A 25,549-nucleotide genomic window follows, 5' to 3' on the forward strand; every position below is an offset into this window, starting at 1 on the left:
GTTTTCTCCTTATCCTGCGAGGGTGAGTTCGAATGCGGCCAGCTTGGTGCGCATGCTGGCGAGGAAGCGGGCGGCAGGTGCGCCATCCGCGGCGGCGTGGTCGAAGGTCAGCGAGAGCCCCATGTGCGGGACAAACTCAACATCGGCGCCTTTCATGACCGGCTTGGGTTGGATGGAGCAAACGCCCAGGATGCCAACCTCCGGCGCGTTCAGCACCGGCGTGAAGCTTTCGATGCCCATGGCGCCGAGGTTGGTGACGGTGAAGGTTCCACCGCTGAGTGCGTCGGGATCGATGGTGCCTTCGATGCAGGCCGTTGCCAAACGCTTGGTTTCGGCGGAAAGCTGCTTGAGGGTCATCAGGTTGGCGTAGCGGATAACCGGAACCATCAGGCCGCGCGGTGTATCGACCGCGAAACCAAGGTGCACGTTGTCGAACTCGACAATCTTGTTGCCGAGCATGTGGGCATTGAGCTCGGGGAATTCGCCGAGGGTTTTGATGGTGGCGTAGAGGACGACATCGTTGATGCTGATTCCGCCGACACCGGCTTCTTCCGGAGCGTTCTTGCACTTGGAGCGGTAGCCCAGTACGGAACGGGCATCGGCCGAGGTGTTGAGCGTGAGCTGCGCGGTGCTTTGCAGGGAGTTGAGCATGCGGCCGGCAACCACCTTGCGAACGCCCTTGACCGGGATTTCCTTAACCGTGCCCGGGAAGTCCATGGAAGCCACCGCTTCGGCAACGGCTTCGGGGGCAACGGCCATCAGGTCGGCGGCGGTAACCCGTCCGCCCATACCGGTTCCCGCTGCCGGAATCGCCAGACCTTCGGCGGCGGCCTTGGCGGCGGCGGCCGGTGTGACGGCCTGCGCGGCGGCAACATCGCGTTCGATCACGCGGCCCCCCGGCCCGGAACCGGCAACTGTGGAGATATCAACGCCTTTTTTCTCGGCGAGGTTTTTCGCTCGGGGCGACGCCAGTCCGGTGACACTGGATGCTTGAGGCTGGATGCTTGCAACTACGGGCTTTTCTTCCACGACCGGAGCTTTTTCTTCCGAGCTTCCTGCATCAAGTGTCGTATCCGCCGCTTCGTCCGCAGGACGAAGTGCGCTAATGTCTTCGCCGGGATCGCCGATGGCGGCAATGACCTTGAGTACGTCGACATCCGCGTCGGCGGGATAGAAAATGCCGAGCACGGTTCCGGATGCGGTGGCTTCGACCTCGAAGGTCGCCTTATCGGTTTCCACTTCGCAGAGCGCCTGTCCTTCGGTAACGACGTCGCCCTCGTTCACTTTCCATTCGATGATGATGCAGGATTCAACGGATTGTCCCTGTCTCGGCATTAGCACTTCAGTAGCCATTGTTTATTCTCCTTGAATATTACGATTTGATGATGCGCACATCGGCGATCGCCAATTCTTTTTCAAACTCTTTGGTTAAGTCGTGATCGGTAACGAGCGCATCCGCCGCATCGAACGGCAGAATGCGCGCAAAACCCGGCTTGCCGAATTTTGCGGAATCGGAAAGTACGACGACCTGATCGGCCTGTTCGGCCATCTTGCGAACCAGGTCGGCGCTTTCGACAAAGTGGGCGGTGAAGCCTTGCTTGACGGAGGCTCCGTCGATGCCAATGAAGGCCTTCGAAACGTGGAACTGGTCGAGGGCAATGAGGGCCATGGGGCCAACAACGCCCTCCTCTTCCGGACGGAACTCGCCGCCAACGAGCGTGACGCGCACTTGCGGGTTGGTGCGGGTATAGGACAGCAGCAAGGTGTTGTTGGTAACAATGTGGATGCTTTTCTTGCCGAGCAGGTATTTGGCGATCAGCGCCGTGGTGGTTCCGGCGGAAACAATGATGGTGTCGCCATCCTCGATCATGGCGGCGGCGGCTTTGGCAATGTCGCCCTTAATTCCTTTATAGGCCTGCATGCGCTCCCGGATCTTGGAATGCTGGGCAGGAACCGCACCGCCGTGCGTGCGAACGAGCAACCCTTCCTCTTCCAGCGCGGCGAGATCGGCGCGGGCCGTAACGACGGTCACGTTCAGCTTTCTAGCCAAATCGGACACCCCCACGCTGCCCTCCTCCATGAGGAGATCGAGAATGATCGATTTACGCTCTGCAAAGCTTGAACTCATATACTTACTCGCTATCCATTCGCTTTCGTTTTGCTTTGTTATTGGCTTGTTTCTACCTTTTATCTGGCTTCCGTCAACCTTTTATTGAGTTTTTTTACAAAAAAAACAGGCACTGGAGAAGTTCTCCAAATGCCCGTTTTAAACGGAAACAAAGCCATTTTGGCGCAATTACGCCGGTTTTCTAAAAACCGATCCTGAAAACATAGGCCGCTTCGCAGGGTTTCGCCCCTGGAACGGAAATATGCAGTGCCTCGCGGTCCTGCTTCCATTTGACGGAATTGGAACCGCTGATGAACTCGACCGACGCTACCTTGCGCGGTTCATGCGGGTTTCCGATTGCGAGCGACTCGATGGAAAACCTTCCATCATCCGGCCAGCCAAGTGCGGTGGCGTAGAGCATGCCATCCTTGGTTGTGAACCGGATGTCTTCGGCGCCTGCCTCCTTGTTGTGCTTTTCGGAATGGTGGCCTTTGCTGACCTTGGTCGGACCTTCCCCATAGATTTTCCACGGACGCGTATCGAACAAGGCCTCGCCGTTGACCTCCAACCATTCCCCCATTGCCACGAGGATTTCCTTCGCCTCGTCCGGGATGGTGCCGTCGGCCTTTGGGCCAATGTTGAGCAGCAGGCATCCGTTCTTGCTGACAATATCGATCAGCTCGTCGAGCAGGTAGTCGGCCGTCTTGTATTCTTCGTTTTCAATGTAGCCCCAGGAAATCTTGCCGACCGACGTGTCGGTCTGCCAGGGATATTCGTAGACGTCGGACATGCGGCCGCGTTCGATGTCGAGCACGATAAGGTCTTCCGGGAAGCAGTGGTATTTCATGTTCTTATCCTGGAAGACGACGCCTTTGTTCCAATCCAGCCCCTTGTTGTAGTAATAGGCCAGGATTTTTTTATGCACCGGCTCCCAGCCGGGTTTATCCAGGCCATAGTCGAACCAGAGCAGATCGGGCTGATAGGAATCGATGATATCGGTGGTGCGGTTCCACCACAGATCGAGGAATTCCTGATCCGGCTTCGAGTCCTTGTCGCGCGGATACCAGTAGAGATCGGCAAATTGGGGATCGTTGGTGTCCCATTTGGGATCGGTGGTTTTATAGTAGATCCGGTTCAGCGCGAAGTGCGACGACACGCCGAACTTCATGCCTTCGGCGCGGCAGGCATCGGCCAGCATGCGCATCACATCCTTTTTCGGCCCCATGTCGGCCACGTTCCAGCGGGTGTGGTTTGATTTATACATGGCAAAGCCATCGTGGTGCTCGGCCACGGGAACGACATAGCGCGCACCGGACTGCCTGAACAGCGCGGCCCATTCCTTGGCATCGAACTTTTCGGCCTTGAACATGGGGATGAAATCCTTGTAGCCGAACTCGGAGGGATCGCCATAGTTTTCCTGATGGTGGCGGAAGGCATTCATGCCCCCCTTGTTCCAGCCCGGATCGTACATGCCCGGCGGATATTTTTCCGACATGAAAGCCGGCACCGCATAAGGGCCCCAGTGCAGGAAGATGCCGAACTTGGCATCGCGGAACCATTCCGGCACCTGGTAGCGGCTGCGGATCGACTCCCAATCCGGTTGATAGCGGAAGGATTCCGCCTCAACAGTCGATGTCGCGATGGCCAATCCCAGAAAGAGGGCGACTACATATTTATTCATGGAAACACTCCGGTTGCTGACTTGAGGCATACAGCTTCCAGTATCCATGTTGCACTGGCTACTGTTCTTTTGGCTATGGGGCTACCACCGGGTGAACGGTTTTTGGGCCAGGTGCGAATTATAGAAACGCACGTCGCCGGAAACCTCTTCGCCCGCCCAGGCGGGCAGCTCGAACGGCTGGTCTTCGGAGTCGAGTTCGATCTCGGCCATGATCAGGCCGGCATTGGCGCCCATGAACACATCCAACTCCCAGGTCATGCCGACGTGCTCGATGAGATAGCGTGTTTTTTCGACGGGCGCGGTGGCGCAGAACTGCAGCATGCCTTCGGCATCGATGACCGGGATTTCATATTCGTATTCCGAGCGCGACAATCCATAGGTTGCCCCCTTGATGGTCAGGAACGCCTTTTCACCCATCACGCGGATGCGCACCGTCTTGTCGCGGTCGGAGGCGAGATAGCCCTGCTTGCAAACGAGTCCATCGTCGGCGTGCTCCTTCCACGAATCATCCTTCACCAAAAACTTGCGTTCTATTTCGATGCCCATTTCCTTGCTCCAATCATGGCCTGGCCCACCGCGAGGCCGCTGTCGTTGGGATAGGTGGAAAACAGTAGTTCAAACTCGTTGCCCACGATCCTTTTAATGCGTTCGACCAACAGGCGGTTTTGGAAAACGCCCCCGGCAAACACCCATGGAAGCCTGCCGTGCTTCCCCGCAAGTTGCTTCCCGCAACAATAAACGATTTCCGCCAGTGTGTTGTGGAAGCGGGCGGCCAGCACCGCAGGCGTCACTCCTTTTTCCAGTTCATCCAGCAAATCAAGAATCATCGGTCGCCAATCGATTTGCCCGTCCTTGATTTCAAACGCCAGGTCGCCGCACTCCGAACCATCGGCAACGGCTTCCAGCCGCATGGCCGCCTCGCCATCGAACGTCGGTTTTTCGCAGATACCGAGCATACAGGAAACCGCATCGAACAAGCGCCCCATGCTGGAGGTCATCGGGCAGTTGATTCCTGCCTTGATTTGAGCAGACAGGAATGTCGGCCTATCCTGCAATTGAAGCAACAACGAATCCGCCACCCGCCGAGGATCCTTCACCGCCGCGTCGCCCCCCGGCAAGGCAAATGGTCGCAGCTGGAACTTGCGCTCGAAGTTTTCCGCATCATAGAGCAGCACCTCCCCGCCCCAGATCGTTCCGTCGGTCCCAAAACCGGTGCCATCGAAGGCAAAGCCAATGGCTTTTCCGGCATAGGCTCCAACCAGATGCGCATGGTGGTGCTGGACGGCAACGGAGGGGACCTTGTTTTTTTTCGCAAAGGCGATGGCCTGCTGCGTTGAAAAATAGTCGGGGTGGAGATCGTGCACGACGAGATCGGGTTTAAGCCGGAAACAATCCAGCTCGCGTTGAATCGCCTGCTCCAGCACAAGCTGGGTTTCCGGATTTTCCAAGTCGCCGACATAGGGGTGCAAGGTTGCCTGCCCATGGTGCGCCAAGGCGAAGGTGTTTTTCAGGTCGGCACCGTAGGCCAGAATACATGGAACCGAATCACAAGGCATCGAGACCGGGGCAACGCCGCGCCCGGGCCGAAGCACGATGGTTTGGTTGCCATGAACCGCACAGACGGGATCATCGCAACGGTTGACGATGTCGCGATTGTGCAGAATGAAAACATCGGCGATGTCCGCCAGCTTTTTGCGGGCGGCGGCGTTGGTGTGGATCATCGGTTCGGCGGAATAGTTTGCGCTGGTCATCACGACCGGATGCGGGAAGCGGTCGAACATCAGTTCGTGCATCGGGCTGTAAGGAAGCATAACGCCCAGCGTATCCAGCCCCGGAGCAATTTGGGCAGGCAAGGAGGCCCGCCCCACATCATTCATCTTAAGCAGCACAATCGGTCGTTCCCGGCAGCGCAGCAACCGCTCCTCTTCCGGGGAAACTATGCAAATGGTCTTAACCCATTCAAGATCCGGTACCATCAGGGCAAACGGCTTGGCCTCTCGCCCCTTCCGTTTGCGAAGCGTTGAAACCGCGGCGGTGTTGAGCGCATCGCAGGCCAGGTGAAAACCGCCAATGCCCTTGACCGCGACGATCCGCCCCTGCTCCATCGACTCCAACCAAACCTCTTCCCAGTTATCCGGCTCCATGCGCGGGCCGCATTCGGGACAGGCGATCGGCTGGGCATGGTAGCGGCGGTCGGAGGGATTGGTGTATTCGGCATTGCAGGCCGGGCACATGCCGAACGTGCGCATGCTGGTTTGCGGTCGGTCGTAGGGTAGGTTTTCAATAATCGTGAAGCGCGGGCCGCAGTTGACGCAATTAATGAACGGATAGCGATGGCGACGGTTCATGGGTTCGAACAGCTCCGTGCGGCAGTCGTCGCAAATGGCAATGTCCGGGGAAATGCGCTGGAGTGCTTCGCCATGGATTTCACTTTCAACAATTCGGAAACCCGAGGGGCAATCCGGGGTTCGATGCTCCCGGGTGGTGATGGAATCGATCCTTGCCAATGGAGGAGGATGGCTCTGCAGTGCGGCCAGGAACGGTTCCGGATCGCCGTAGAGTTCGATATGCACGCCATCGAAATTGTTGCGGACGGTTCCCGCGAGGCCCAGCCGGTTTGCCGTCTGCCACACCCAGGGGCGGAATCCCACCCCTTGCACAATTCCGGTGATGTGGATCGCAAGGCCAGTCATCAATCAAACACGTTGGTAAGGCGGGAGCTGTCGGGCACCATTTCCTCTTTGAGCATGTCGAACAGCCGCTGGGCGATGGGCCCCGGTTTTCCGTTGCCGACGGGATTGCCTTCGAACTTGGTGACCGGCGTCACATTCGGGGTTGTTCCATAGATGTGGACCTCCGCCGCGGAACGGACGGCGCCCAGGTTGATCGGGCGGAACTCGGCCGTGGTGAGGACGCGCTCAGCCTTCAGTTGCTGTGCAAACTCCATGGCCCGCTTGGCGGTGGTGCCGGCCAACACCCGTTCGGGCGGCGGCATGAACAGCTCCTTGCCCCGTGTAACGATGCCAATGTTTTCAGTGGCTCCTTCGCCCAGGAAACGGTTTTCATCGAGCGTGACCGTGAAGTCGACCCCGAGGTCGACCGCCTCCTTTTTCATGAGGACGTTGGGGAGATAGTTGCAGGTCTTGACCTGCGCGAAGATGCCGGGCTTGATCGGCACTTTGCTGATGGCCACACTGACTCCCTCTGGCAGCGCCTCTATGCAGGCATGCTTCAACTCGTAGACCACGACATAGAATTCGGAACGGAAACAGTCGTATGGATTGATTCCCATCGTCCCCTGGCCGCGGGAAACAAGAAGACGAACCAAGGCGTTGCGTTTCCCTCCCGCTAGAACGGTCTGGACAATGATGTCGGCCATGGCATCCATGGCAACGGGAAGTTCGATCCCAATCGTTCCGCACGATCGTTCGAGACGGGCCAGGTGGTCTTGGAGGTTATAGATGTTGCCATCCATACATTTGAACGACTCGAACACTCCGTCGCCCCGGTGCACCATGTGGTCGTCGACCGGCACGGCCATCAGGGATTGGTCGGTCACGATGCAGTCGACGACCGAGGAATACATGGCATAAAGTTTTTTATCGGTATTCGGCAGGCGCGCCATCCATTCGTCGCGGCCGACCACCTCTTTTTTCGTCTTGGCAGACATATTGCTCCTTAAATTAGATCAAAGAACTATTGCTTATATGGCCGTTAATTGGAATTAATTTCCGAGCGTCTTATGGGAAGATAGTGCTAATTCAAAAATAAAAGGGATTTTTGTCATGAAAAATATCATCAAGAAACGCGTATTGGTCACCGGCGGTGCTGGATTTCTAGGGTCGTTCCTGTGCGAGCGCCTGCTGGCGGATGGATGCGACGTCATCTGCATGGACAACTTTTTCACCGGACGCAAAGCCAACATTGCCCATCTGATGGACAATCCGTATTTCGAGCTGATGCGCCACGACGTGACGTTTCCGTTCTATGTGGAAGTGGACGAAATCTATAACCTCGCCTGCCCGGCCTCGCCGGTCCACTACCAGTTCGACCCGGTACAGACCACGAAAACCAGCGTTCACGGAGCCATCAACGTCCTCGGGCTCGCCAAGCGGGTCAAGGCCAAAGTCCTCCAGGCCTCCACCTCCGAGGTCTACGGCGATCCCTCCGTTCACCCCCAACCGGAATCCTACTGGGGCAACGTCAACCCGATCGGCATCCGCTCCTGCTACGACGAAGGCAAGCGCTGCGCCGAAACGTTGTTCTTCGACTATTGGCGCCAGCACCAGGTTCGCATCAAGGTGGTGCGCATCTTCAACACCTACGGCCCGCGCATGCATCCGCACGACGGCCGCGTGGTTTCGAACTTCATCATGCAAGCCCTGCGCGGCGAAGACATCACGATTTATGGCGATGGAAAACAGACGCGCTCGTTCTGCTATTGCTCCGACCTGATCGAGGGATGGATTCGGCTGATGGCCACCGGCGACGACGTTACCGGCCCGATCAACATCGGCAACCCCGGCGAGTTCACCATGATCGAGCTGGCCGAAAACGTGATTGAACTCACCAACTCCAAATCGCAGTTGATCTTCGAGCCCCTGCCCGCCGACGATCCGAAGCAGCGCAAGCCCGACATCACGCTGGCCAAGGAAAAGCTGGGGTGGGAACCGACTGTCCCGCTCCGCGAAGGCCTCGCGAAAACCATCGAATATTTCGATGGGTTGCTGAAGGAGCGTAATGCGTAAATTGGAAGACTCGCCAGCCTTGCTCGTCAAGGATTACGCATTACGAATTACTCGTTACGTTTCTACATCCCCATCTTCTTAAAGATGAACTCCGGTATGTGGCGGATGATCAGCATGATGTAGCGCCACATCCAGAGCGTGTAGACCGTATTGTGCCCTTTTCGCATGCCGTTGTATACGGCATCGGCCACTTGCTCGGGGGAAGCCGTTAGCGCGGCGGGCAGTTCCAGGTTTTCGGTCATCTTGGTGCGGCAAAAGCCCGGCTTGACCGTCATGACGTGAACGCCTTTTTTTGCAAGACGGTTGCGAAGTCCGGACAGATAGGCCGTAAGCCCCGCCTTGGCGCTACCGTAGATATAGTTGCTCTGTCGGCCGCGATCCCCCGCAACCGAGCTGATGGCGGCGATCGATCCGCTACCGCGTTTTTCAAAATCGTTGGCAACCACGCCAAGCATCGTGGCCATGCCCGTGAAGTTGATATCGATGGTTCGCCGAATATCTTCGATATCTGCCCGCACCTCGACCTGATCGCTCATATAGCCAAAACAAGCAATCACCGCATCCGGCTTCGTCTCGAGCGATTCATACAGCTTCCGGTGACTCGAATAATCGGTCGCATTGAATTCCAATGTCTGGATCTCCGTTCCGGCACGCACCCGCAGGTCGCTGGCGATGGGTTCTAAAAGCTCCTTTTCCAGTGCCGCCAAGGTCAGGCTCCAGCCCTCGGCCGCATATTTTTTGGCAATGGCCTGCGCCATGTCCGACGTAGCCCCCAATATCAAAACATTCTTCATTTCCTGATCATCCGTTTTTTTTTAACCACTAATTCACACTAATTATCACTAATCTCCCTACTGGCTCATTAGTGCCGATCAGTGAAGATTAGTGGTTCAAAATCTTAACCCGTTATACCTATGCGTTTTGATTGCAAGGAGGCGAATTTTGTTTCGCCTTCGTTGAGCATGGCGATGGCCTGCTTGAACTCGGCGGCGTTGGGATAGGTCTTTTCAAACAGGGCGGCATCCATGCGCGAGTCTTTCGCCAAGTAGAGCCGCCCGCCATAGTCGGCCACCATCGCGTCGAGTTCCTTGAACAACTCCATGGCCTTGTGCGAGATCGGAAAGTCGAGCGCAAGGGTGTAGCCGGCCATCGGGAACGACATGAAGCTTTCCTGCTCCCCAAACAACTTGAGCACCGCGAGGAACGACCCCAGTCCGCTTTCCGTGATCCGTTCCAGAATCTTGTGCATGCCCTCCCGCCCGGCTTCCATGGGGATGACAAACTGGTATTGGGTGAAGCCGCGTTTTCCATAAATGCGGTTCCAGTCGCCGATGGCATCGAGCGGATAGAAGAAGGCGTTGTAGTCGATGATGTGCTTGTGGGTGCCGGGACGGCACTTGTTATAGTAGGCGAAATTGAAGGCCTTCATCGTTAGCGGATTGAGGGCGAAGTTCGGGAAGTTCACCGGAATGCCAAGATTCAACCCCGACTTGAGATGCAACGGGGCATCCTTGTGCGCGGGGCTAACCAGCTCGGCGGTGCTCGCATGTTCGCCGCGCATCATGATGCTGCGCCCGAGCGAATCGCCCTTGGCCAGGCAGTCGATCCATGCCACGGAATACGTCCAGTCGGTCGAGGCCTCGAAGCAATCCATGATCTCGCCCAGGTTGGCCGCGCGCACGGTTTCTTCCCGGATATAGGCGGACTCGATCCGGCGAAGGCGGAAGCTTGCGTTCAGGATGATCCCGGTCAATCCCATCCCTCCAATCGTGACCTTGAAAAACTCGACGTTTTCAGTCGGCGAGCAGCTCACCACCGATCCATCGTTCCGCATGATGTCCATCGAGAGAATGTGCTGCCCGAACGAACCATCGACATGGTGGTTCTTGCCATGCACATCGGCCCCGATGGCTCCGCCTACGGTGATCAGCTTGGTACCGGGCGTGACGGGGAGAAACCACCCGCGGGGAACAAACACGTCCAGGATTTCGGAAAGCATGACGCCCGCCTGGCAGCAGAGTTCACCGGTTGAATCGTCAAAGGAAATAAATTTATTGAATCGGCGAGTCAGCAGAATTTTTTTCTGCAGAGAAGCATCGCCATACGAACGCCCGTTTCCATAGGCGATCACCTCGCCAGGCCGTTCGAGTTTTTTTCGAAGCTGTTCGGCCGTATCGAATCCGCCAACGTCCGCCTCGATTACGGGATAGTTGCCCCAGTCTGAAATCTTGCGCATGTAAACCTCTCCGAGGCTTGGTTATCAGTTATTTATTAATGGTTACAGGAGACATCTACAGGAAAACGCTAAATGATGCCACCGCAAAGAAACAAAGGTCTTGATTCTTTACCCATTACGCAATACGCATTATGCACCATGAGTGCAGTAGAAATCATTTGCCGGAATTGCGGGGCGGACACCTTGCTTAAACGCGAGGCCGTATACGATGGCTTTACCAAGACCGGGGAAAAGCGACTTTGCTCTTCGTGCGGATTCGAATATGCATCCGAGTCCGACGTCCCGTTCAAGGCCAAGGCCAACGAACCCCGGATTTTCACCGATGCCGACCGCTCAGCCAAGGTCGAGGTTTTCGACGAAACCGAAAACCGCCAGCTATGCCGCTACTGCGCAAACTATATCGTGAATCCATTCACGCAATTCTGTTCCGTGCACAAAAAGGAAGTGCAGGCCACCGACACCTGCGGTCGCTTTGAACAAGCGACCGACAAGGACGACTCGGATTCCCCGATATAGGGTTTAGCCAACCTTGTGAAGCGGCTCGGTTTTGCGGCTGTGCAGGAAATGCAGCGCCGTCAGGCACTTGTTCCGCTGGGGGCAGATCAATCCGCAATATTCCACGCGCCATTTTTCGCCCATGGCCGCCAGATCGTGCGAATTGAAATCCTGCTCGGCATCCTGCCACGCCACACATCGTCCTTCCGCCTTGGAAAGGTCGAGGCGATGGTCACCGACCGCGCGCCGATATTGGACAATCTCCCAGTCGATCAGTTCGTGTATCCCTGCACACTGAAGACTGCTTTCACTTACTCCCGATGTATTTGTCTTTTTTTTCATGTTTTATCTCCGCTAACAACAAGCAGAGATAAGCATCAAGAATGCCAAGGTTGGCGCTTCTTCGTTAATCTTCGATTAGAACTCGCGTGATCTCCCCGATATACATGCGGTGGAAATCTTCCTTGGGATAGTTTTTCATGATGGAGTCGTCGAGGAAGTTGGCCGGCTCCATATCCTGGAAATAGAGCTTCCGGCACTCGAGCACCATGCGCGCCTGCTCGAAATAGACCGAACCGTTGTCCGCCGCCAACGGGGTGAATCCGCACTCGCCGGCCTTGTCGGTTTCGCGCCCGGTGCGGGAACCGCAAAAGTTGAGTTGGGGTTTATATTTTTCGTCAAAGAACGAAAGTGTGAACACATCGCCCTGCTCCATGAATTCGTAGGTGTAGCGCTGCGGCCGGACGAAGCAAAAACAGACCGGCTTGAACCATAGTTCGCCCATGCCCCCCCAGCTGGCGGTCATGGTGTTGAAATGCTCCGGTGTTCCGGCACTCAGCAGCATCCATTCCTTGCCGATCAGGTGGATCGGATTGCCGGGAATTTCGAGCGGATTGATTTCCTTTAACGTCTTCATTCCTCCATCTCCTTCAGCGTTAGGATTAATTTGGGAGCATGCCCCCCGTCCTTCGAGTACAATTCAAAGAATCCGTCTTTTGCGGTTCCCCACAAACCCAATGTAACCACCGGGGCAGACGATGCCCGCGTTTTCTCCAGCCAGGCAATATTCCCGACGGGAACCTTGATCCATACATCCTTGGTCCATGCGAGGTTTTCAAGCGTGGCAATCGGCGCCTCCCACAGAGCGGAATCGGCAAGGCCTTTCAAGGCCACCCCCGCGGCAGATTCCCATGGTTGATCGCGAAAAGCGCGCATTCCAAAGCTAACCTCGCCCGGTCGGGCATTCGGTCCACGAACGCCCAGGGAACCGCCCCCCTCAACCCATGCCGCGTTGTTTGTGGTCTGGGCCATGGGCGCCACCACCACCCGAACGGGACCGGGTTCCGTGTTTTTCATTCTAACGTGGAATTCGGCACCGACAATCTCGTTGGTGACCCCCGACAAATCAAAACCAACAATGGATCGTATGGACGGAGCATAGGCAATCAACAAAACCGGGCTCCCTCCATTGTTTTGGTTTCGCTGATTGCTCCGGCCAAAGGTGTCTTTCGAGGCCTCCAGCTCCAGAATATTCGTGGTGCCGAGTGCGGTTGATGCGGCGGCAAGAATCGATAGCAGATAAAATACGCGTTTCACGGGGTCTCCTTTAAATATAATGCAGAATAACGACAACGAAGCAGTGAAACAAGCAGGATGAAGACCACAAACCTAGAGGAATGCCCCCGGATACGGCCTTTAAAATAGAGGTTTTTAGGCCAGGAAATCGCGCTGGAACCGGCGAAGGCAATCCTTGAGCGCATCGGAATCAATCAACTTTCCCGCCTTCTGCACAGAAACGATCACGCGCTTGCGTCGATCACTCTCCAGCCATTTCTCATGGATTGTTCTGACTTCGAGGGCATAGAGCGTGAGGTGTACCCGCTCGCCGCTTCTGATGACCACCTTGGTGCGATAGGCCTTTTTCTTGAGGAGCTTGCCTTTAACCCCGGCCTCTTCATAGGCTTCAAGCTCGGCCGTGCCCAGCTTTCCCCGATCCTTCTCGTATCTCCCCTTGGGGAATATCCAATACCCGCTGGCGCTCGTAACAAGCACCACCTTGAGTTCGCCGTCTTCATGCACGAATGGAATCGCGCCATATTGTTTTTGCATGCTTCCGTGTTCCTAAATCAAATCATCAACGCAACAGAATAAGTGATACAGAACACCATCCCCCTACAAAACAAAAACCATTTTTTCTAATCATTCCGTTTTTCCTTTCAAGCTTCATTCGAGAACAGCGTGGTGAATTGTTTGCGGATTCGGTCGTTGGAAACCCCGGCAAGCCCGGTCGCCACTTCCCCGCGCGCCGTGCCCTGGAGCCGGCAGAGGGTCGCAATCAACGCATCGATGCTCTCGGCGAGCCGGAGGCCCTTTTTTCCCTTCACCGAATGCGCTTCGGCAAAGTTCGCAAGCGATCTGCGCTGCACCGAATAGTCGTTGAAGCGCCCCAGGACATCCTGCAATCCCTTCAGCGATTTAATCAGCGGCTTGATCGACGCCTCAGGAAAAAGGGGACTGAAGAACTCCATCAGGTAGCGCAGCTTCTTGCACTGGATCCTCAACTCATGAATCTGGGCATCCGGTGTTGAGGAATCGATGGACGGCGCAATGCGCGCGATTTTATTGTAGCGCGCCAGGATCAGCCGCCTCGCAAAATGGATCGTCGGCTCGTCCGCCGCCTCGCCTTTTTTCTTTGGGACATTCAGCCGCCGCATCCGCTGAGCATAGTCCGGGCCCAGGAGCAAGGAGCGAACGCCATCGAGGGCACCCCGACGCTCGCGCGCGAAGACACCAAACATGACATCGAGCCCCTCATGCAACGACTCCGGAACCATTCCGTAATAGCCATCCTTGTCCATGAGGCAGACATCCAGATCTCGCAGGCGGTTGGTCTGCTTCATGACTTCGGCCAGCTCCGCCTTAAGCTTCGCATTGGCGTCCCCGGCATAAACGCCTTTGAACAAACTTAACAGGGAGCGAACCCGGCGCAGGCTTACGCGGTAGTCGTGAACGAACTCCGTATCGAGGTCGTCGACGATTCCCTGCTCGTTTTGGCGGGCCACGCCGAGGAAGGTGCGGACAAGGGTTCCGGCGCTATCGAAAATCGGGGCATTGCCATCGAGGACAACCTCGGGTTTGAATTCGTAGGGCTTGCGCTTCATTCCAAGCAACCGGACATAGTCGACCATTCCGGAAGCCGTAAAGCCATCGGCCAGCAACGCCTTTTCCAGCAGGGCATGGTCTTCACCACATCCGCGCAACGGATGCGCTGAAGCATACGTTGCCCGCTTGCTTCCCTTTGCCAACACCGTTGCGGAGAGCCGGACGACGGTCTTTTCCATTTCATCCCGCACCGCAACCTTGATTTGCTTCAGTTCAATGGCGCAAAATGGAAGATACGCCCGGAGGGTTGATCGCTCCAGCAGGAGCCTCCCGACCGGGCCGCCCCTTAGGTCGCCCGCGAATTTCCAGGTTCCGGAAATCTCCTGTTCCGTCATTCTTCCGCTAGCGAGGTCTGCCAAGGCCACCTTGTTCTTCATCTGCAACAGCACCCATCCCGACCGACGGAGATGGCCATCGAACGTATCCAGCAACACGCCGCCAATCCCATTTTCGGAGAGGAGGGAAACCGAGTATCCCGGCGGTAATCCGTTCGCGAGCGATGCCCTCCGGAAAGAGCCCGTTCGACAGAAGCTGGATGGAGCGCTTGGCAACATGGTTTCACTATAGGGATTACCCTCCAACTGGCAAGCAATGCGAGACGCCGCATCGCCGAATGCCCCCGAACGGCAAACCGCAAAAGCGATGTTTTTCATTCCCAAGGCTTGGCAAATTGCCGCGTATGGAAAAGGATAGCGCCATGAACAAACTTGAAGACATCATCCTGAAAAACTGCCCCGCCCTTGCCCCGTTGCCGACGGGGGCCGAGGCGAAGCTGAACCGGCTCAACGGCGTGAAGGCCGTATTGTTCGATGTGTATGGAACGCTCTTTGCTTCCGGATCGGGCGATGTGGGAACCGCGGCGGCGACCGATACCGCCGAGGCGCTGACCCAGTCGCTGGTGGTGGCCGGATTTGAAGGAGAGCTGGAGCAGGCCGGCCTGATTGGGAAGGATATGCTGAAGTCCGAAATCCTGGAATGGCACAGGGCCGGACACAAAGCAGGCGCCGATTTCCCGGAAGTGGAAATCACCAAGGTTTGGAAAAAGATGATCGACTCGTTGCGCCACACGCAGACGCTCTCCACGGCGGAGACCGATTTCGACCAAATCCGTCGGTTGGGCCTTGAATACGAATGCCGCGTGAATCCGGTGTTTCCAATGCCCGGTTGCATCGAAACGCTGCGCACCTTGAAGGAACGGAAACTCCCGCTCGGCATTGTTTCCAACGCGCAATACTACACGCCACTGCTCTTTTCCGCCTTCTTCAAGCAGACGGTCGAGGAGATCGGCTTCGATCCGGAATGCTGCGTTTGGTCCTTCAAGGAACTGAAGGCCAAACCTTCGGCCGATCTGTTTCCGAAGGCCGCCCGATATCTGGAAAAGAACCACGGCATCCAGCTTTCGGAAACGGTCTATGTGGGCAACGACATGCTTAACGACATCTACACCGCCAGCCAGGCCGGTTGCAAAACCATCCTCTTTGCCGGGGACCAACGCTCATTGCGCCTCCGCGAAGACGACGAGCGGTGCAAAAACCTTAAACCGGACGCCGTTATCACCTCATTGGCCCAGCTACCGGAATTGGTTTAACAGAATAATTAGGACATACTAATTTTCCGAACGATCGGATTATTCTTTCTTAATTATTCTGTTTCGATTTTGCGTCCTTGAGCAGGGCCAGTGCTTCGTCGGGGACGCGGAGCTGGCCGAAGCCGGTTCCCAGCTTGAGGTCGGGTGTGTTGCCGCCATGGAAGTCGGTTCCACCGGTACAAACCAAACCGAACTCCTTGGCCCAGCCGGAAAAGCGGGCAATGTTTTCGGGATGGTGTTCGGCATAGTAGGCCTCGATGCCACCCAGCCCCTGCTCCCTCAGCTCCCGAACCAGCGCCTTGAGTTGCCTTTCGGGCATATAGATGGTGGCGGGATGCGCCAAAACGGACACCCCGCCGGCCCGACGGATCAGCTCGATGCACTCGCTGGCGGTATAGCGATACCGCTCGGAATACGCGGGGCGCCCCTTCGCCAGCAACAGATCGAAGGCCGCCTTTCGGGATTTCACATGGCCCCGCTTCACCAGGGCCGCGGCAAAATGCGGGCGCCCCACCACATCGGCGCCGGCCTCCTGCTCAACATCGCTCCACATCAGCACATAGCCGAGCTTGTTGAGCTTCTTGAGAATTTCGACATTGCGCTCCTCGCGCCCCTCGCGGACGGTGTTGATCTTCTCCAACAACACATCGTTGGCAGTATCGATGAAATACCCGAGGATATGCATCGTGCCGCGTTCGCATTCCGCGCTCAGCTCGATGCCCGGCACGGCCTCGACCGGCGAATCCGCGGCCGCCGCCATCAACGGGGCAATGCCCCCGACGGTATCATGGTCGGTCAGGGCCATGGCCGAAAGGCCACGCTCCTGCGCCATCTTAATCAGCTCTTCCGGTGTGTTCGTGCCGTCCGAAAAGACCGAATGTACGTGTAAATCAATCAACTGAAATCTCCTGAATAAATCCCGTCCAGTATAATGATTGTGTTTGCAATACCAACCCTTCGTTGGTTCAAAATGGGCGCACGGCACGGAAAGAGGCAAAAAATGATGCTCCACCTGGCCGCGCGGGGGACAAGATTACCTGAACGGTCGCATTTCAGTCGGTTTGGGTTGCGCCCGCCGAGTTGGATTCGTAAAGTCCCCCCGTTTTAAAGAACCGTTAACCTGATGGAGATAAATCATGACCCCAGCTGCTACCAAAATTGAACTTCCAGGCATTGAAAAATTCAAATCTGGAAAAGTCCGCGAAGTCTACGATCTTGGCGACCAATACCTGTTTGTCGCCTCCGACCGCATTTCCGCCTTCGATGTCGTCATGCCCGACGGTATTCCAGACAAAGGCAGCGTACTGAACATGATTTCCAAGTTTTGGTTCGATCGCACCGGCGACGTCGTTAAAAACCACATGATTTCCACCGATGTGGCCGATTTTCCCGCTGAACTGCAGGAACACGCCGAGCTGCTGAAAGGCCGTTCCATGCTGGTGAAGAAAGCCGAACTACTGCCGGTCGAGTGCATCGTGCGCGGCTACCTCATCGGCTCCGGCTGGAAGGAATACCAAAAGTCCGGTACTATCGGCGGCATGCCGCTGCGCGCCGGCTACGAAATGGCCGGAAAACTCGACGAGCCGATCTTCACCCCGTCCACCAAGGCCGACGAAGGCCACGACGAAAACATCTCCACCGAGCAGATGAAAGAGATTGTCGGTGAAGAACTGGGGCAGAAACTGGTGGATATCAGCCTCAAGCTTTACAAAACGGCCGCCGACTATGCGCTGACCAAGGGCATCATTATTGCCGACACCAAATTCGAGTTCGGCATGATCGGCGACGAGCTGATTCTGATCGACGAAGTGCTCACGCCCGACAGCTCGCGCTTCTGGCCGGCCGACACCTACAAACCGGGCTCTTCGCCCTTCTCGTTCGATAAACAGTTTGTCCGCGACTACCTCGAAACCCTCGATTGGGACAAAACCCCGCCCGGCCCCGTCCTGCCGGATGAAGTCATCGAGAAAAGCCGCGAAAAATATCTCGAGGCCTATCGCCTGCTTACCGGCGAAGAACTGAGCTGCTAAAAAGAAAATCTGGAGTGCGGTGGCAACGAGGTACGAGGCGACACCGCTTTTGCGGGCGCACCGCACCGTTGAACCGTAAAAGCGGTGTGGCGCGTTGCTTCCCACCGCACTCCAAAACGGTTGCCGCACCCCAGAATATTCTTAAAAAAACAATTAACTACCGCGCTTCTTCTCGCTATTCTTCAGCCATGAACCGCGAAGCTGACTATTGGCCGCATGCGCCCATGCATTCCCTGTCGGAACAGGGTGTCTACATGGTCACCGCAGGAACCTATCAAAAGCAGCACTTCCTCAATGCACCCGACAAGCTGACCCTTTTTCGCGACCTGCTTTTCAGCTTTGCCGCGGAATTCGGCTGGCAGTTGCAGGCCTGGGCCATCATGGCCAACCACTATCATTTTGTGGCCGTCTCGCCCGCAAGCGCGGAATCGTTGCGGCGCTTCATCGGCAAACTGCATGAATATAACGCCAAAAAACTCAACCGGATCGATCAGGCCCCCGGACGTAAAGTCTGGCACAACTATTGGGATTCACACATCACCCACCAAACCTCCTACTATGCCCGCCTGCGCTATGTGCACCGCAACCCCGAGCACCACGGCATCATTGATCAGGCCGCCAACTATCGCTGGTGCTCGCAGGCCTGGCTCGAACACCACGCCGACCGCGCATTCGTCAATACCCTCGCCAAATTCAAAACCGACCGCATTTCCGTGCGCGATGATTTTTGAAAAAAGGTCCTAGAGAAAAGGTCCTGGAGAAAAGGTCCTGGAGAAAAGTTCTGGAGCAACAGTGCTTAACAGCAACCTAAATTTCAGCATTTTTCACGGCGGAGTTAGCAGCGATGAGCAACTTTCTCATGACCGCCGTAAGCGCGACCATTTTTGGGCGGTGGTTTTCATTTACCAGACGCTGGTAGAACTCGCGAAGAACTGGGTTGTATGTCCTGGCATTCATGGCAGCCATGTACAGGCAGGAACGCAACCTTCGGCGCCCGCCACAGACATGCCGCCTGCCGGACTTGCCCCCGCTGTCCCGGTTGAAGGGGGCGAGTCCCGCCAGCGACGCGATTTCCCTGCGCGAAAGCGTGCCGATCTCAGGGAGGTGGGCGAGCAGGGTCACCGCATTGACGATGCCCAGGCCTTTGATGGACTGGATACACTTGGCCTTCTGCGTCATGGTTGCGTCTTCGGCAAGGGTATCTTTGATTTTCGCTTCGATTTTCTCGAGCTGCTTTTCAAGCCACTTGAGATGCTGCTTGATCAGTCTGACCATCTCCGGCTCGTCGGCAGTTCCCAAGCGGTTCTTCTCGGCCGTATGCATGTCGCTCAGGTGCACCCTTCGATCAACGAGGGCGGTGAGCCTGCGCTGCGTCGCCGAAGGCTTCTCGGAGGGCTTGGGGTCGGTGTGCGACGCGAAGTCGCGGATCATCCGCGCGTCGATCGGATCGGTCTTGGCGATCTGCCCCATGCCCAGCGCGAAGTGCCGGACGCGCGACGGGTTCACGATGCTCGCGGTGCCGCTGGCGGCCATCACCATCCAGGCGGCCATGCGTTCGTAGCCGCCCGTGGACTCGAAGACATAGTGGGCGCTGCCCGCCCAGTTCATCAGCGCCGTGGCACCCTCGCAGGTGTTGTCGAAGCGACGCGCTGTTTTTCCGTTGAAGGCATCCAGATGCTTCTTGGAAACATCGACGCCACAGTATACTTTTTCCTTGTTCATATTTGCTCCTACTTGCTAATGCGAGCTCGCTCGTACGGCTCATGCAACAGTTCGAGTTCAATATGGCAACCATCCGGCGGATCCGGGCTCCAGAACGTTCGCCAAAGGCGAACCAGTGCGGCACGATCTCACCGGACGGGAACCTCTCCCGGCTGGCCGGCCGGGGGAGGCACTCCTCTACGAGGATTGCACAACCCCTTTCACGGGAAAAAGGATTTCTCCGACGTTATAGAAATTCATTCTCAAAATCCTTTTTCCCTACCTGTTTTGAGTTGGTTGGAGAAACATACAAGTGCGGTGGCAACGAGGTACGAGGCGACACCGCTTTAGCGTACGCACCGCACCGTTCAACCGCAAAAGCGGTGTGGCGCTTCGCTTCCCACCGCACTCCAAAACGATTACCGCACTCCAGGTTGCCGTCCGCCCCATACCGGGATGACAAACGGTCATTGACACTTTGCCGGTTGCGTACCATATTTGTGCCCACACTTGGAGGCAGGTATGAAAACGGTAAGCGTGCGCGAAATGCGGGATCACATCGGACAAGTCCTCAGCAGCGCCGAGCTGGGCGAAACGGTGATTATCAAGCGGCACGGCCGGAAGATTGCAAAACTGGGGCCGCTGGATGCAACGGAAGCAGGCCTGCCGAGTATGAAAAAATTGCGCGATCAAATTTCCAACAAGGGAAAGGCGCTCAGCAAAGCGGTCATCGACGAGCGGGAAGAGGAACGTTACTGAGATGCCGTATATCGATACCAGCGTTCTGGCGGCCTATTATTGTCCTGAAGCGGCAAGTTCCCGAATTGAGAAAACCCTTGAAAAAACCGCGAACCCCACCATAAGCCAGCTGGTTGAAACAGAACTTTATTCCGCTGTTGCCCGCAAAGTCCGCATGAAGGAAATGACCCGGCAAGACGGCAACCTGATCCTCTCGCAGTTTAATCTTCATCTTGAGCAACGGCTGTACCGCATGCTGCCCGTGGAAACACGCCACTACCATGTTGCCCGCGAGTGGATCGGTCGCTTTGATACCGCTTTAAGGACGTTGGATGCGCTGCATCTTGCAATCGCATATTCGGAAAACCTCACCTTGCTGAGTGCCGACCACCACTTATGCAAAGCCGCGGATTATTTTGGAATCAGCGTCCAATCCGTCTGAACCCTAAACCGACATGAACGCACTTTTAGAAAGTTTTCTGGACTACATTTCGCTGGAGCGCGGGTTGAGCATCAACACGCGGAAGGCGTATGCCGATGACATCGGTCAGTTCCTGAGCTTTCTCGACCAGAAAGGCGTGACCTCGCTCAATCAGGTGAGCCGGAAACAGGTGCTCGACCACCTGATGGCCATGAAAGCCAAGGGCATGTCGACCAACTCAATATCCCGCCATCTGGTCTCCATCAAGGTTTTCTTCCGCTACCTGCAGCAGGAGGGGCTGCTGGATAAAAATGTGACCGACACGATGGATTCCCCCAAGCTGTGGAAAATCCTGCCGGACACGCTGTCGGAGAAGGAGGTTGATCTGCTCCTGAAAGCACCGGACATGCGCACGCCGCTGGGGGTGCGCGACCGCGCGATCCTGGAACTGTTCTATGCCTCGGGCCTGCGTGTTTCGGAGCTGGCCAACCTGCAGCTTCCCGCCCTGCACCTCGACGACGGCTACATCCGCGTGATCGGAAAAGGCCGCAAGGAGCGCGTCATCCCCGTCGCCCGCGATTCCGCCAACCTGCTCGAGTGCTATCTCGAAGAAGTCCGCCCCATGCTGTGCGACAACCCGCATCTGCAAAATGTTTTTATCTCCAAACGGGAAACGGCGCTCTGCCGCCAGCGCCTTTGGCAGATTATTAAAAAATATACGAAAGATGCGGGCATCATGAAAAACGTGACGCCCCATACGCTGCGCCACTCCTTTGCCAGCCATCTGCTGCAAAACGGCGCCCCGCTGCGGGTCATCCAGGAAATGCTGGGCCATGCCGACATTGCCACCACCCAGATCTACACCCACGTCGACCCCAACCGCCTGAAGGCCATCCACCAGCAGTTCCACCCGAGGGCTTGATGGCAAACGAAGCTTCCAGCTTCGTCTACATTTGTGGCTTCCATTCCGCCCCGCTTCCATTATTCTTTTCAGGATCATTGGAAATAAATCCGCGGCACGGCCGTTTATCATAGGTTGCTATGGCTCATTTTAAATATATAGGTCGCTCGAAGAAGGGCGAAAAGGTCGAGGGCGTGGTTGAATCGAACGATCGTGCCGGAGCGGTGCGCGTCATCGAATCGATGGGGCACATCCCGGTCTCCATCACCGAGACCACGAAGACGCATAAACAGAATAGTGCCGCCGAGGGCAAAAAACGGTTGAAGTTCGAGCTAGGCTTTCAACGCAAGCCGAAGATGAAACTGCAGGATCTACTCCTTTTCTCTCGCGAGCTCTCCGACCTCGTGGCTTCAGGCATGACCATTGGGCGCGCACTGCACACCCTCTCCGCCCGCAAGGACGAGTCTGCCGTAGGGAAAATCGTGGTCACCCTTCGAGACGAGATTGTCCAGGGCACCTCGCTCTCCGACGCCCTGGAACTCTATCCGGAAACCTTTTCATCCCTCTACATCAACCTTGTGCGCGCCGGCGAAGCCAGCGGAAACCTCCCCCTCGCCCTGGAGAATGTCTGTGTCCACTACGAGCGTGTGCAGGATGCAAAAAGCAAGGTGATTTCGGCCCTGGTCTATCCGGCCATCGTCATGATCGTTGGCGGCCTTGCGGTGATCGGCCTGATGATTTTCATTGTGCCGAAGTTCGCCAACACCTTCGATGAAATGGGCGCCACCCTGCCGAAACCAACCCTGGCGCTGATGGCCATCAGTAACTTTGTCACCCATTATGGTCTGATTCTCGCGGGGGTCATCACAGGCCTCGTCATCATGCTGAAAAAATGGGTTAAGCACGGGGTTGGCCAGCAGCTTTGGCACAAAACGCAATTGCGCATACCGATCATGGGTTCCATCATCACGACGAATGCCTACGCCCACTTTTCCCGGACGCTGGGCACGTTGCTGCAAAACGGGGTTTCGGTGCTTCCCGCCCTGGGCATCGTGCAGAAGACCATCGACAACGTGGTGATTTCCGGCGAAATCGGCAAGGCACGCGACCGGGTGACCGACGGCGCCAGCATTTCGAAGCCACTCGCCCAGGGCAAGGTGTTCCCGCGCCTGCTGATCGATATGCTGGCCGTTGGCGAGGAAACCGGAGATTTGGCAGGTTGCCTAACGCATATTACCCGCCGCTACGACACCGAGCTGGACCGCATGGTTAAAACCTGCACCACGGTGCTCGAACCCCTTTTGATCGTTCTGGTTGCGATGGTGGTTGGCGGCATTGCCGTCTGCCTGCTGCTACCCGTGCTGACCCTGACCGATTCCCTGCATATTTAAAACACCAACGGAAGGAGAGCTCCCATGAACAAGGATAAACCAAGCAAACACCTAAGCAAAAAATCGGGTTTTACCCTGATTGAAATCATTCTCGTGGTCGTCATCATCGGCATTCTGGCGAGTATTGCCGTACCGCGCATGGGCGGCCGAACCGAGCAGGCCAAGATCGCGAAAGCCAAGCAAACCATCAACACCCTGAGCATGGCCGTGCAAGAATATGAAATGATGAACGGCAACTATCCCTCCAGCCTCGAAGGCTTGCTCGACGAATCGAAGGGCGGCCCGTTCCTCGAACGCAAGGTGGTTCCGAAGGATCCCTGGGAAAAACCGTTTATGTATTCCGCCCCGGGCTCGCACAACTCCCACACCTTCGACCTCTCGTGCACTTCCGCCAAGGGTACGGTCATCAATAACTGGGAATAGGCGCGGCCATGCCGCGGGAACCTCGAACTTTGAACATGGAACTTTGAATGAAGAAATCCGACTCTTCGATGTTCGGTGCTGGATGTTCGAAGTTCAACGTTCGATCCTCCGGCTTCACGCTGATGGAGGTCATCCTGGTGATGGTCATCATCGTCGTGATCTCCGGCATTTCGTTGCCCTACTTCGCCAGCTCCTTCCGGGGATCGCAGTTGCGGACCGCCGCCCGCACCATCAACCGGATGGCAAAATATGCGCGCAGCATGGCCATTATGCGGGAGGAAACAATGACCGTCGCGTTGAACCGCGATACGATGGAAATCTTTTTGGGGGGTTATCTGGCCTCCGCGACCAACAGCGCGGATGGGGAGATCGACCAGGATGTCCTCAAGCGCCTGGGCTATGTTGATGGCGACGATTCCTCCGGTTCCACGGGAGGCATCGACAAGGAAGTCCACCGCTTCCTGTCGGACGGCCTGAGCGTGAAGGATTTCGATAAGGAATGGACGGACGAGGACGACGAAACCCCCGACCTTCATCTGGTACGCTTCTATCCCAATGGCCAGTGCGAATGGTTCAAGCTGGAATTGGCAGACAGCAATGGCGACGGCGTCCTGCTGGAAATCGACCCCATTTCCGGAAAGATGACCTCGGAATTCATACAATAGTTTTCAGGCCACTTCGTTTGATGTGGGCCGCACGACGCGGGGCAGCACGCAAGACCAAGCCAGAAATACGTTGGAAAATGGATAATACGGACATTGAATGCATCAACGCCTACCTGGGAGGCGACGCCAACGCGCTGGAGCCGCTGGTGGAAAAATACAAGCGTCCGCTCTATTCCTTCATCCTGAAAATGACCGAAGGCCGCGAGGATGCGGACGAAATTTTCCAGGAAACCTGGTTCCGTGCCCTGAAGAACATCCAAAAGTTCCAGCACAAGAATTTCCTGAACTGGTTGTTCCGGATCGCCCACAACCTGGTGATCGACCGGGCACGGCGGAACAAGAAAAACGTATCGTTGCAAAGCAGCATCGGCGGGGACGACGGCGACAGCACACTGGAGGATCATTTGGCGGCCCCCGGCATCACCCCCGCCGAGGAATCCGGAGGAACCATGCTCGGAAAACAGATAGAAATGGCCGTAGAAACGCTATCGCCGGACCAAAAGGAAGTGTTCCTTCTGCGCATGTATGGCAACGCTTCCTTCAAGGAAATCGCCAAATTGCAGCAGTGCTCGATCAATACTTGCCTAGCCCGAATGCAATATGCACTCGGTAAGTTACGTTCTATTCTCAAGGAAGAATACGAAGAGTTGCAGGAGGCCATGCCATGAAATGCCAAGATGCGGAACAACGAATACTATTACACGATTCCGGTGAAATGCCACCCAAGCAGGCGGCCGCCCTGGAATCACACCTGCGTAGGTGTGAACCCTGCAACCAGTTCCAGCAGGCCCTGGCCGAGTCGCACAAGGTGTTCCAAATCCAGGAAGAGCCCTCCGCCAAAGCGTTGCAAAACGTGTTGCGGGAAGCTCGCCGGCATGCCCCGGAAAAGAAACAGGCGAACCTATGGTTCCTCAAGCCCGCCCTTGCCATGGCGGCGGTAGTGGCCATTGCTCTCGGGTTCTTTTTCAGCACCTCCGCCTCCGACAAGGTCGGCATGGAGCTGACGGTCTCCAAAACCCAGCTGATGGAAGGCGAAGACCAGATGGTCAGCCTAATGTACGACGGTTTGTCCGAAGACGACCTTGCCTTCAACTTCCTCATGACCTACGAGGGAACCCTGGCCTCCCTCTAGCAAACACCCCTATTCACCATGAAATGGATTGGCCGCGAAGGACCCAACTTCGCGGCCTTCCTGTTTTAACCAACCGGGCGGATACCTACTTATAGGAAATTAACTTGAAGAGTCTCACCACAGAGCGCAC

Annotated in this window: 28 protein-coding genes; 13 read left to right on the top strand and 15 right to left on the bottom strand. The window is 56.3% G+C overall.

Features of this window, described 5'->3' with window-relative positions:
* Positions 1-9: 9 nt before the first annotated feature.
* From E9954_RS07385 to E9954_RS07410, 6 genes are all read right to left on the bottom strand, one after another.
* Positions 10-1,353 (bottom strand): dihydrolipoamide acetyltransferase family protein, encoded by a 1,344-nt coding sequence (locus tag E9954_RS07385; RefSeq protein ID WP_136078566.1) that lies wholly within the window; start codon positions 1,351-1,353, stop codon positions 10-12.
* Positions 1,354-1,372: 19 nt separating this feature from the next.
* Complete coding sequence (locus tag E9954_RS07390) at positions 1,373-2,128, bottom strand: DeoR/GlpR family DNA-binding transcription regulator (protein ID WP_136078567.1); 756 nt, start codon at positions 2,126-2,128, stop codon at positions 1,373-1,375.
* Positions 2,129-2,309: 181 nt separating this feature from the next.
* Complete coding sequence (locus E9954_RS07395) at positions 2,310-3,788, bottom strand: alpha-L-fucosidase (RefSeq protein WP_136078568.1); 1,479 nt, start codon at positions 3,786-3,788, stop codon at positions 2,310-2,312.
* Positions 3,789-3,869: 81 nt separating this feature from the next.
* A complete protein-coding gene (locus E9954_RS07400; protein ID WP_136078569.1) occupies positions 3,870-4,334 on the bottom strand; it encodes a CYTH domain-containing protein in 465 nt (154 codons plus the stop codon).
* Positions 4,319-6,481, bottom strand: coding sequence for a carbamoyltransferase HypF (gene hypF / locus E9954_RS07405; protein WP_136078570.1), 2,163 nt, complete (start codon positions 6,479-6,481; stop codon positions 4,319-4,321). Before hypF ends, E9954_RS07400 begins: the two co-directional genes overlap by 16 nt.
* Entirely contained in the window at positions 6,481-7,458 is a 978-nt protein-coding gene (locus E9954_RS07410; RefSeq protein ID WP_136078571.1) for an aminotransferase class IV, read from the bottom strand. The genes hypF and E9954_RS07410 overlap by 1 nt, the downstream gene beginning before the upstream one ends.
* A 115-nt stretch (positions 7,459-7,573) precedes the next feature.
* Here E9954_RS07410 and E9954_RS07415 point away from each other — a divergent pair, with 115 nt between their 5' ends.
* The gene (locus E9954_RS07415; RefSeq protein ID WP_136078572.1) at positions 7,574-8,536 is read left to right on the top strand and encodes a UDP-glucuronic acid decarboxylase family protein; all 963 of its coding nucleotides are present in this window, start codon (positions 7,574-7,576) and stop codon (positions 8,534-8,536) included.
* A gap of 62 nt (positions 8,537-8,598) precedes the next feature.
* On the opposite strand, the gene E9954_RS07420 is transcribed toward E9954_RS07415, so the two are convergent.
* Together E9954_RS07420 and E9954_RS07425 are read right to left on the bottom strand one after the other, a co-directional pair.
* The gene (locus tag E9954_RS07420) at positions 8,599-9,330 is read right to left on the bottom strand and encodes an SDR family oxidoreductase (RefSeq protein ID WP_136078573.1); all 732 of its coding nucleotides are present in this window, start codon (positions 9,328-9,330) and stop codon (positions 8,599-8,601) included.
* A 104-nt stretch (positions 9,331-9,434) separates the two neighbouring features.
* A complete protein-coding gene (locus E9954_RS07425; RefSeq protein ID WP_136078574.1) occupies positions 9,435-10,772 on the bottom strand; it encodes an FAD-binding oxidoreductase in 1,338 nt (445 codons plus the stop codon).
* A gap of 138 nt (positions 10,773-10,910) precedes the next feature.
* On the opposite strand from E9954_RS07425, the gene E9954_RS07430 reads away from it, so the two are divergent.
* Positions 10,911-11,288 carry a hypothetical protein gene (locus tag E9954_RS07430; protein WP_136078575.1) on the top strand — a complete coding sequence of 126 codons (378 nt, stop codon included), beginning with the start codon at positions 10,911-10,913 and terminating at the stop codon, positions 11,286-11,288.
* A gap of 3 nt (positions 11,289-11,291) precedes the next feature.
* Here E9954_RS07430 and E9954_RS07435 read toward each other — a convergent pair whose 3' ends face one another.
* The 5 genes from E9954_RS07435 to E9954_RS07455 all read right to left on the bottom strand — a co-directional run bounded on the left by E9954_RS07435 (position 11,292) and on the right by E9954_RS07455 (position 15,082).
* Positions 11,292-11,609, bottom strand: a complete 318-nt coding sequence (locus E9954_RS07435; protein WP_136078576.1) for a hypothetical protein — start codon at positions 11,607-11,609, stop codon at positions 11,292-11,294.
* 64 nt (positions 11,610-11,673) lie between these two features.
* Entirely contained in the window at positions 11,674-12,183 is a 510-nt protein-coding gene (locus E9954_RS07440; protein ID WP_136078577.1) for a flavin reductase family protein, read from the bottom strand.
* Positions 12,180-12,863 carry a hypothetical protein gene (locus E9954_RS07445; RefSeq protein ID WP_136078578.1) on the bottom strand — a complete coding sequence of 228 codons (684 nt, stop codon included), beginning with the start codon at positions 12,861-12,863 and terminating at the stop codon, positions 12,180-12,182. Before E9954_RS07445 ends, E9954_RS07440 begins: the two co-directional genes overlap by 4 nt.
* Positions 12,864-12,977: 114 nt before the next feature.
* On the bottom strand, positions 12,978-13,376 hold the full coding sequence (locus tag E9954_RS07450) for an NUDIX hydrolase (RefSeq protein WP_136078579.1): 399 nt from the start codon (positions 13,374-13,376) through the stop codon (positions 12,978-12,980).
* Positions 13,377-13,483: 107 nt separating this feature from the next.
* A complete protein-coding gene (locus E9954_RS07455) occupies positions 13,484-15,082 on the bottom strand; it encodes a CHAD domain-containing protein (protein ID WP_136078580.1) in 1,599 nt (532 codons plus the stop codon).
* 44 nt (positions 15,083-15,126) lie between these two features.
* Here E9954_RS07455 and E9954_RS07460 point away from each other — a divergent pair, with 44 nt between their 5' ends.
* Positions 15,127-16,017, top strand: a complete 891-nt coding sequence (locus E9954_RS07460) for an HAD family hydrolase (protein WP_168442059.1) — start codon at positions 15,127-15,129, stop codon at positions 16,015-16,017.
* Positions 16,018-16,066: 49 nt separating this feature from the next.
* Here the strand turns inward: E9954_RS07460 and E9954_RS07465 are convergent, their stop codons facing one another.
* Positions 16,067-16,915, bottom strand: coding sequence for a PHP domain-containing protein (locus E9954_RS07465; protein WP_168442060.1), 849 nt, complete (start codon positions 16,913-16,915; stop codon positions 16,067-16,069).
* A gap of 238 nt (positions 16,916-17,153) precedes the next feature.
* Between E9954_RS07465 and E9954_RS07470 the strand changes: the two genes are divergently transcribed.
* Both E9954_RS07470 and E9954_RS07475 read left to right on the top strand, forming a co-directional pair.
* Positions 17,154-18,047 (top strand): phosphoribosylaminoimidazolesuccinocarboxamide synthase, encoded by an 894-nt coding sequence (locus E9954_RS07470; RefSeq protein WP_136078583.1) that lies wholly within the window; start codon positions 17,154-17,156, stop codon positions 18,045-18,047.
* Positions 18,048-18,235: 188 nt separating this feature from the next.
* A complete protein-coding gene (locus tag E9954_RS07475; protein ID WP_136078584.1) occupies positions 18,236-18,778 on the top strand; it encodes a transposase in 543 nt (180 codons plus the stop codon).
* 76 nt (positions 18,779-18,854) lie between these two features.
* Here the strand turns inward: E9954_RS07475 and E9954_RS07480 are convergent, their stop codons facing one another.
* Positions 18,855-19,769, bottom strand: coding sequence for an IS110 family RNA-guided transposase (locus tag E9954_RS07480; RefSeq protein WP_136078431.1), 915 nt, complete (start codon positions 19,767-19,769; stop codon positions 18,855-18,857).
* 501 nt (positions 19,770-20,270) lie between these two features.
* Between E9954_RS07480 and E9954_RS07485 the strand changes: the two genes are divergently transcribed.
* The 8 genes from E9954_RS07485 to E9954_RS07520 all read left to right on the top strand — a co-directional run bounded on the left by E9954_RS07485 (position 20,271) and on the right by E9954_RS07520 (position 25,419).
* Positions 20,271-20,507 (top strand): type II toxin-antitoxin system Phd/YefM family antitoxin, encoded by a 237-nt coding sequence (locus tag E9954_RS07485; protein WP_136078585.1) that lies wholly within the window; start codon positions 20,271-20,273, stop codon positions 20,505-20,507.
* A gap of 1 nt (position 20,508) precedes the next feature.
* Positions 20,509-20,928, top strand: coding sequence for a type II toxin-antitoxin system VapC family toxin (locus E9954_RS07490; protein WP_136078586.1), 420 nt, complete (start codon positions 20,509-20,511; stop codon positions 20,926-20,928).
* A 13-nt stretch (positions 20,929-20,941) separates the two neighbouring features.
* Positions 20,942-21,829 (top strand): site-specific tyrosine recombinase XerD, encoded by an 888-nt coding sequence (xerD, locus tag E9954_RS07495; protein WP_136078587.1) that lies wholly within the window; start codon positions 20,942-20,944, stop codon positions 21,827-21,829.
* A 119-nt stretch (positions 21,830-21,948) separates the two neighbouring features.
* Entirely contained in the window at positions 21,949-23,199 is a 1,251-nt protein-coding gene (locus tag E9954_RS07500; protein ID WP_136078588.1) for a type II secretion system F family protein, read from the top strand.
* A gap of 24 nt (positions 23,200-23,223) precedes the next feature.
* Positions 23,224-23,622, top strand: a complete 399-nt coding sequence (locus E9954_RS07505; RefSeq protein ID WP_136080172.1) for a type II secretion system protein GspG — start codon at positions 23,224-23,226, stop codon at positions 23,620-23,622.
* Between the two features lie 47 nt (positions 23,623-23,669).
* Complete coding sequence (locus E9954_RS07510) at positions 23,670-24,287, top strand: GspH/FimT family pseudopilin (RefSeq protein WP_136078589.1); 618 nt, start codon at positions 23,670-23,672, stop codon at positions 24,285-24,287.
* Positions 24,288-24,364: 77 nt separating this feature from the next.
* Positions 24,365-24,955 (top strand): sigma-70 family RNA polymerase sigma factor, encoded by a 591-nt coding sequence (locus tag E9954_RS07515; protein ID WP_168442061.1) that lies wholly within the window; start codon positions 24,365-24,367, stop codon positions 24,953-24,955.
* The gene (locus E9954_RS07520; protein ID WP_136078591.1) at positions 24,952-25,419 is read left to right on the top strand and encodes a zf-HC2 domain-containing protein; all 468 of its coding nucleotides are present in this window, start codon (positions 24,952-24,954) and stop codon (positions 25,417-25,419) included. Before E9954_RS07515 ends, E9954_RS07520 begins: the two co-directional genes overlap by 4 nt.
* The last annotated feature ends 130 nt before the right edge of the window (positions 25,420-25,549 follow it).

The sequence above is a fragment of the Pontiella desulfatans genome (assembly GCF_900890425.1).
Taxonomy (GTDB): Bacteria; Verrucomicrobiota; Kiritimatiellia; order Kiritimatiellales; family Pontiellaceae; genus Pontiella; species Pontiella desulfatans.

What these genes read in the sequence shown, in the direction of transcription:
- E9954_RS07430 (WP_136078575.1), top strand. Translation starts at nt 10,911, where the DNA reads ATGAGTGCAGTAGAAATCATTTGCCGGAATTGCGGGGCGGACACCTTG.
- E9954_RS07455 (WP_136078580.1), bottom strand. Translation starts at nt 15,082, where the DNA reads ATGAAAAACATCGCTTTTGCGGTTTGCCGTTCGGGGGCATTCGGCGAT.
- E9954_RS07470 (WP_136078583.1), top strand. Translation starts at nt 17,154, where the DNA reads ATGACCCCAGCTGCTACCAAAATTGAACTTCCAGGCATTGAAAAATTC.
- E9954_RS07425 (WP_136078574.1), bottom strand. Translation starts at nt 10,772, where the DNA reads ATGCGCAAGATTTCAGACTGGGGCAACTATCCCGTAATCGAGGCGGAC.
- E9954_RS07515 (WP_168442061.1), top strand. Translation starts at nt 24,365, where the DNA reads ATGGATAATACGGACATTGAATGCATCAACGCCTACCTGGGAGGCGAC.
- E9954_RS07385 (WP_136078566.1), bottom strand. Translation starts at nt 1,353, where the DNA reads ATGGCTACTGAAGTGCTAATGCCGAGACAGGGACAATCCGTTGAATCC.
- E9954_RS07520 (WP_136078591.1), top strand. Translation starts at nt 24,952, where the DNA reads ATGAAATGCCAAGATGCGGAACAACGAATACTATTACACGATTCCGGT.
- E9954_RS07390 (WP_136078567.1), bottom strand. Translation starts at nt 2,128, where the DNA reads ATGAGTTCAAGCTTTGCAGAGCGTAAATCGATCATTCTCGATCTCCTC.
- E9954_RS07485 (WP_136078585.1), top strand. Translation starts at nt 20,271, where the DNA reads ATGAAAACGGTAAGCGTGCGCGAAATGCGGGATCACATCGGACAAGTC.
- E9954_RS07450 (WP_136078579.1), bottom strand. Translation starts at nt 13,376, where the DNA reads ATGCAAAAACAATATGGCGCGATTCCATTCGTGCATGAAGACGGCGAA.
- E9954_RS07490 (WP_136078586.1), top strand. Translation starts at nt 20,509, where the DNA reads ATGCCGTATATCGATACCAGCGTTCTGGCGGCCTATTATTGTCCTGAA.
- E9954_RS07395 (WP_136078568.1), bottom strand. Translation starts at nt 3,788, where the DNA reads ATGAATAAATATGTAGTCGCCCTCTTTCTGGGATTGGCCATCGCGACA.
- E9954_RS07400 (WP_136078569.1), bottom strand. Translation starts at nt 4,334, where the DNA reads ATGGGCATCGAAATAGAACGCAAGTTTTTGGTGAAGGATGATTCGTGG.
- E9954_RS07480 (WP_136078431.1), bottom strand. Translation starts at nt 19,769, where the DNA reads ATGAACAAGGAAAAAGTATACTGTGGCGTCGATGTTTCCAAGAAGCAT.
- E9954_RS07510 (WP_136078589.1), top strand. Translation starts at nt 23,670, where the DNA reads ATGAAGAAATCCGACTCTTCGATGTTCGGTGCTGGATGTTCGAAGTTC.
- E9954_RS07505 (WP_136080172.1), top strand. Translation starts at nt 23,224, where the DNA reads ATGAACAAGGATAAACCAAGCAAACACCTAAGCAAAAAATCGGGTTTT.
- E9954_RS07420 (WP_136078573.1), bottom strand. Translation starts at nt 9,330, where the DNA reads ATGAAGAATGTTTTGATATTGGGGGCTACGTCGGACATGGCGCAGGCC.
- E9954_RS07460 (WP_168442059.1), top strand. Translation starts at nt 15,127, where the DNA reads ATGAACAAACTTGAAGACATCATCCTGAAAAACTGCCCCGCCCTTGCC.
- xerD (WP_136078587.1), top strand. Translation starts at nt 20,942, where the DNA reads ATGAACGCACTTTTAGAAAGTTTTCTGGACTACATTTCGCTGGAGCGC.
- hypF (WP_136078570.1), bottom strand. Translation starts at nt 6,481, where the DNA reads ATGACTGGCCTTGCGATCCACATCACCGGAATTGTGCAAGGGGTGGGA.
- E9954_RS07440 (WP_136078577.1), bottom strand. Translation starts at nt 12,183, where the DNA reads ATGAAGACGTTAAAGGAAATCAATCCGCTCGAAATTCCCGGCAATCCG.
- E9954_RS07435 (WP_136078576.1), bottom strand. Translation starts at nt 11,609, where the DNA reads ATGAAAAAAAAGACAAATACATCGGGAGTAAGTGAAAGCAGTCTTCAG.
- E9954_RS07475 (WP_136078584.1), top strand. Translation starts at nt 18,236, where the DNA reads ATGAACCGCGAAGCTGACTATTGGCCGCATGCGCCCATGCATTCCCTG.
- E9954_RS07500 (WP_136078588.1), top strand. Translation starts at nt 21,949, where the DNA reads ATGGCTCATTTTAAATATATAGGTCGCTCGAAGAAGGGCGAAAAGGTC.
- E9954_RS07410 (WP_136078571.1), bottom strand. Translation starts at nt 7,458, where the DNA reads ATGTCTGCCAAGACGAAAAAAGAGGTGGTCGGCCGCGACGAATGGATG.
- E9954_RS07415 (WP_136078572.1), top strand. Translation starts at nt 7,574, where the DNA reads ATGAAAAATATCATCAAGAAACGCGTATTGGTCACCGGCGGTGCTGGA.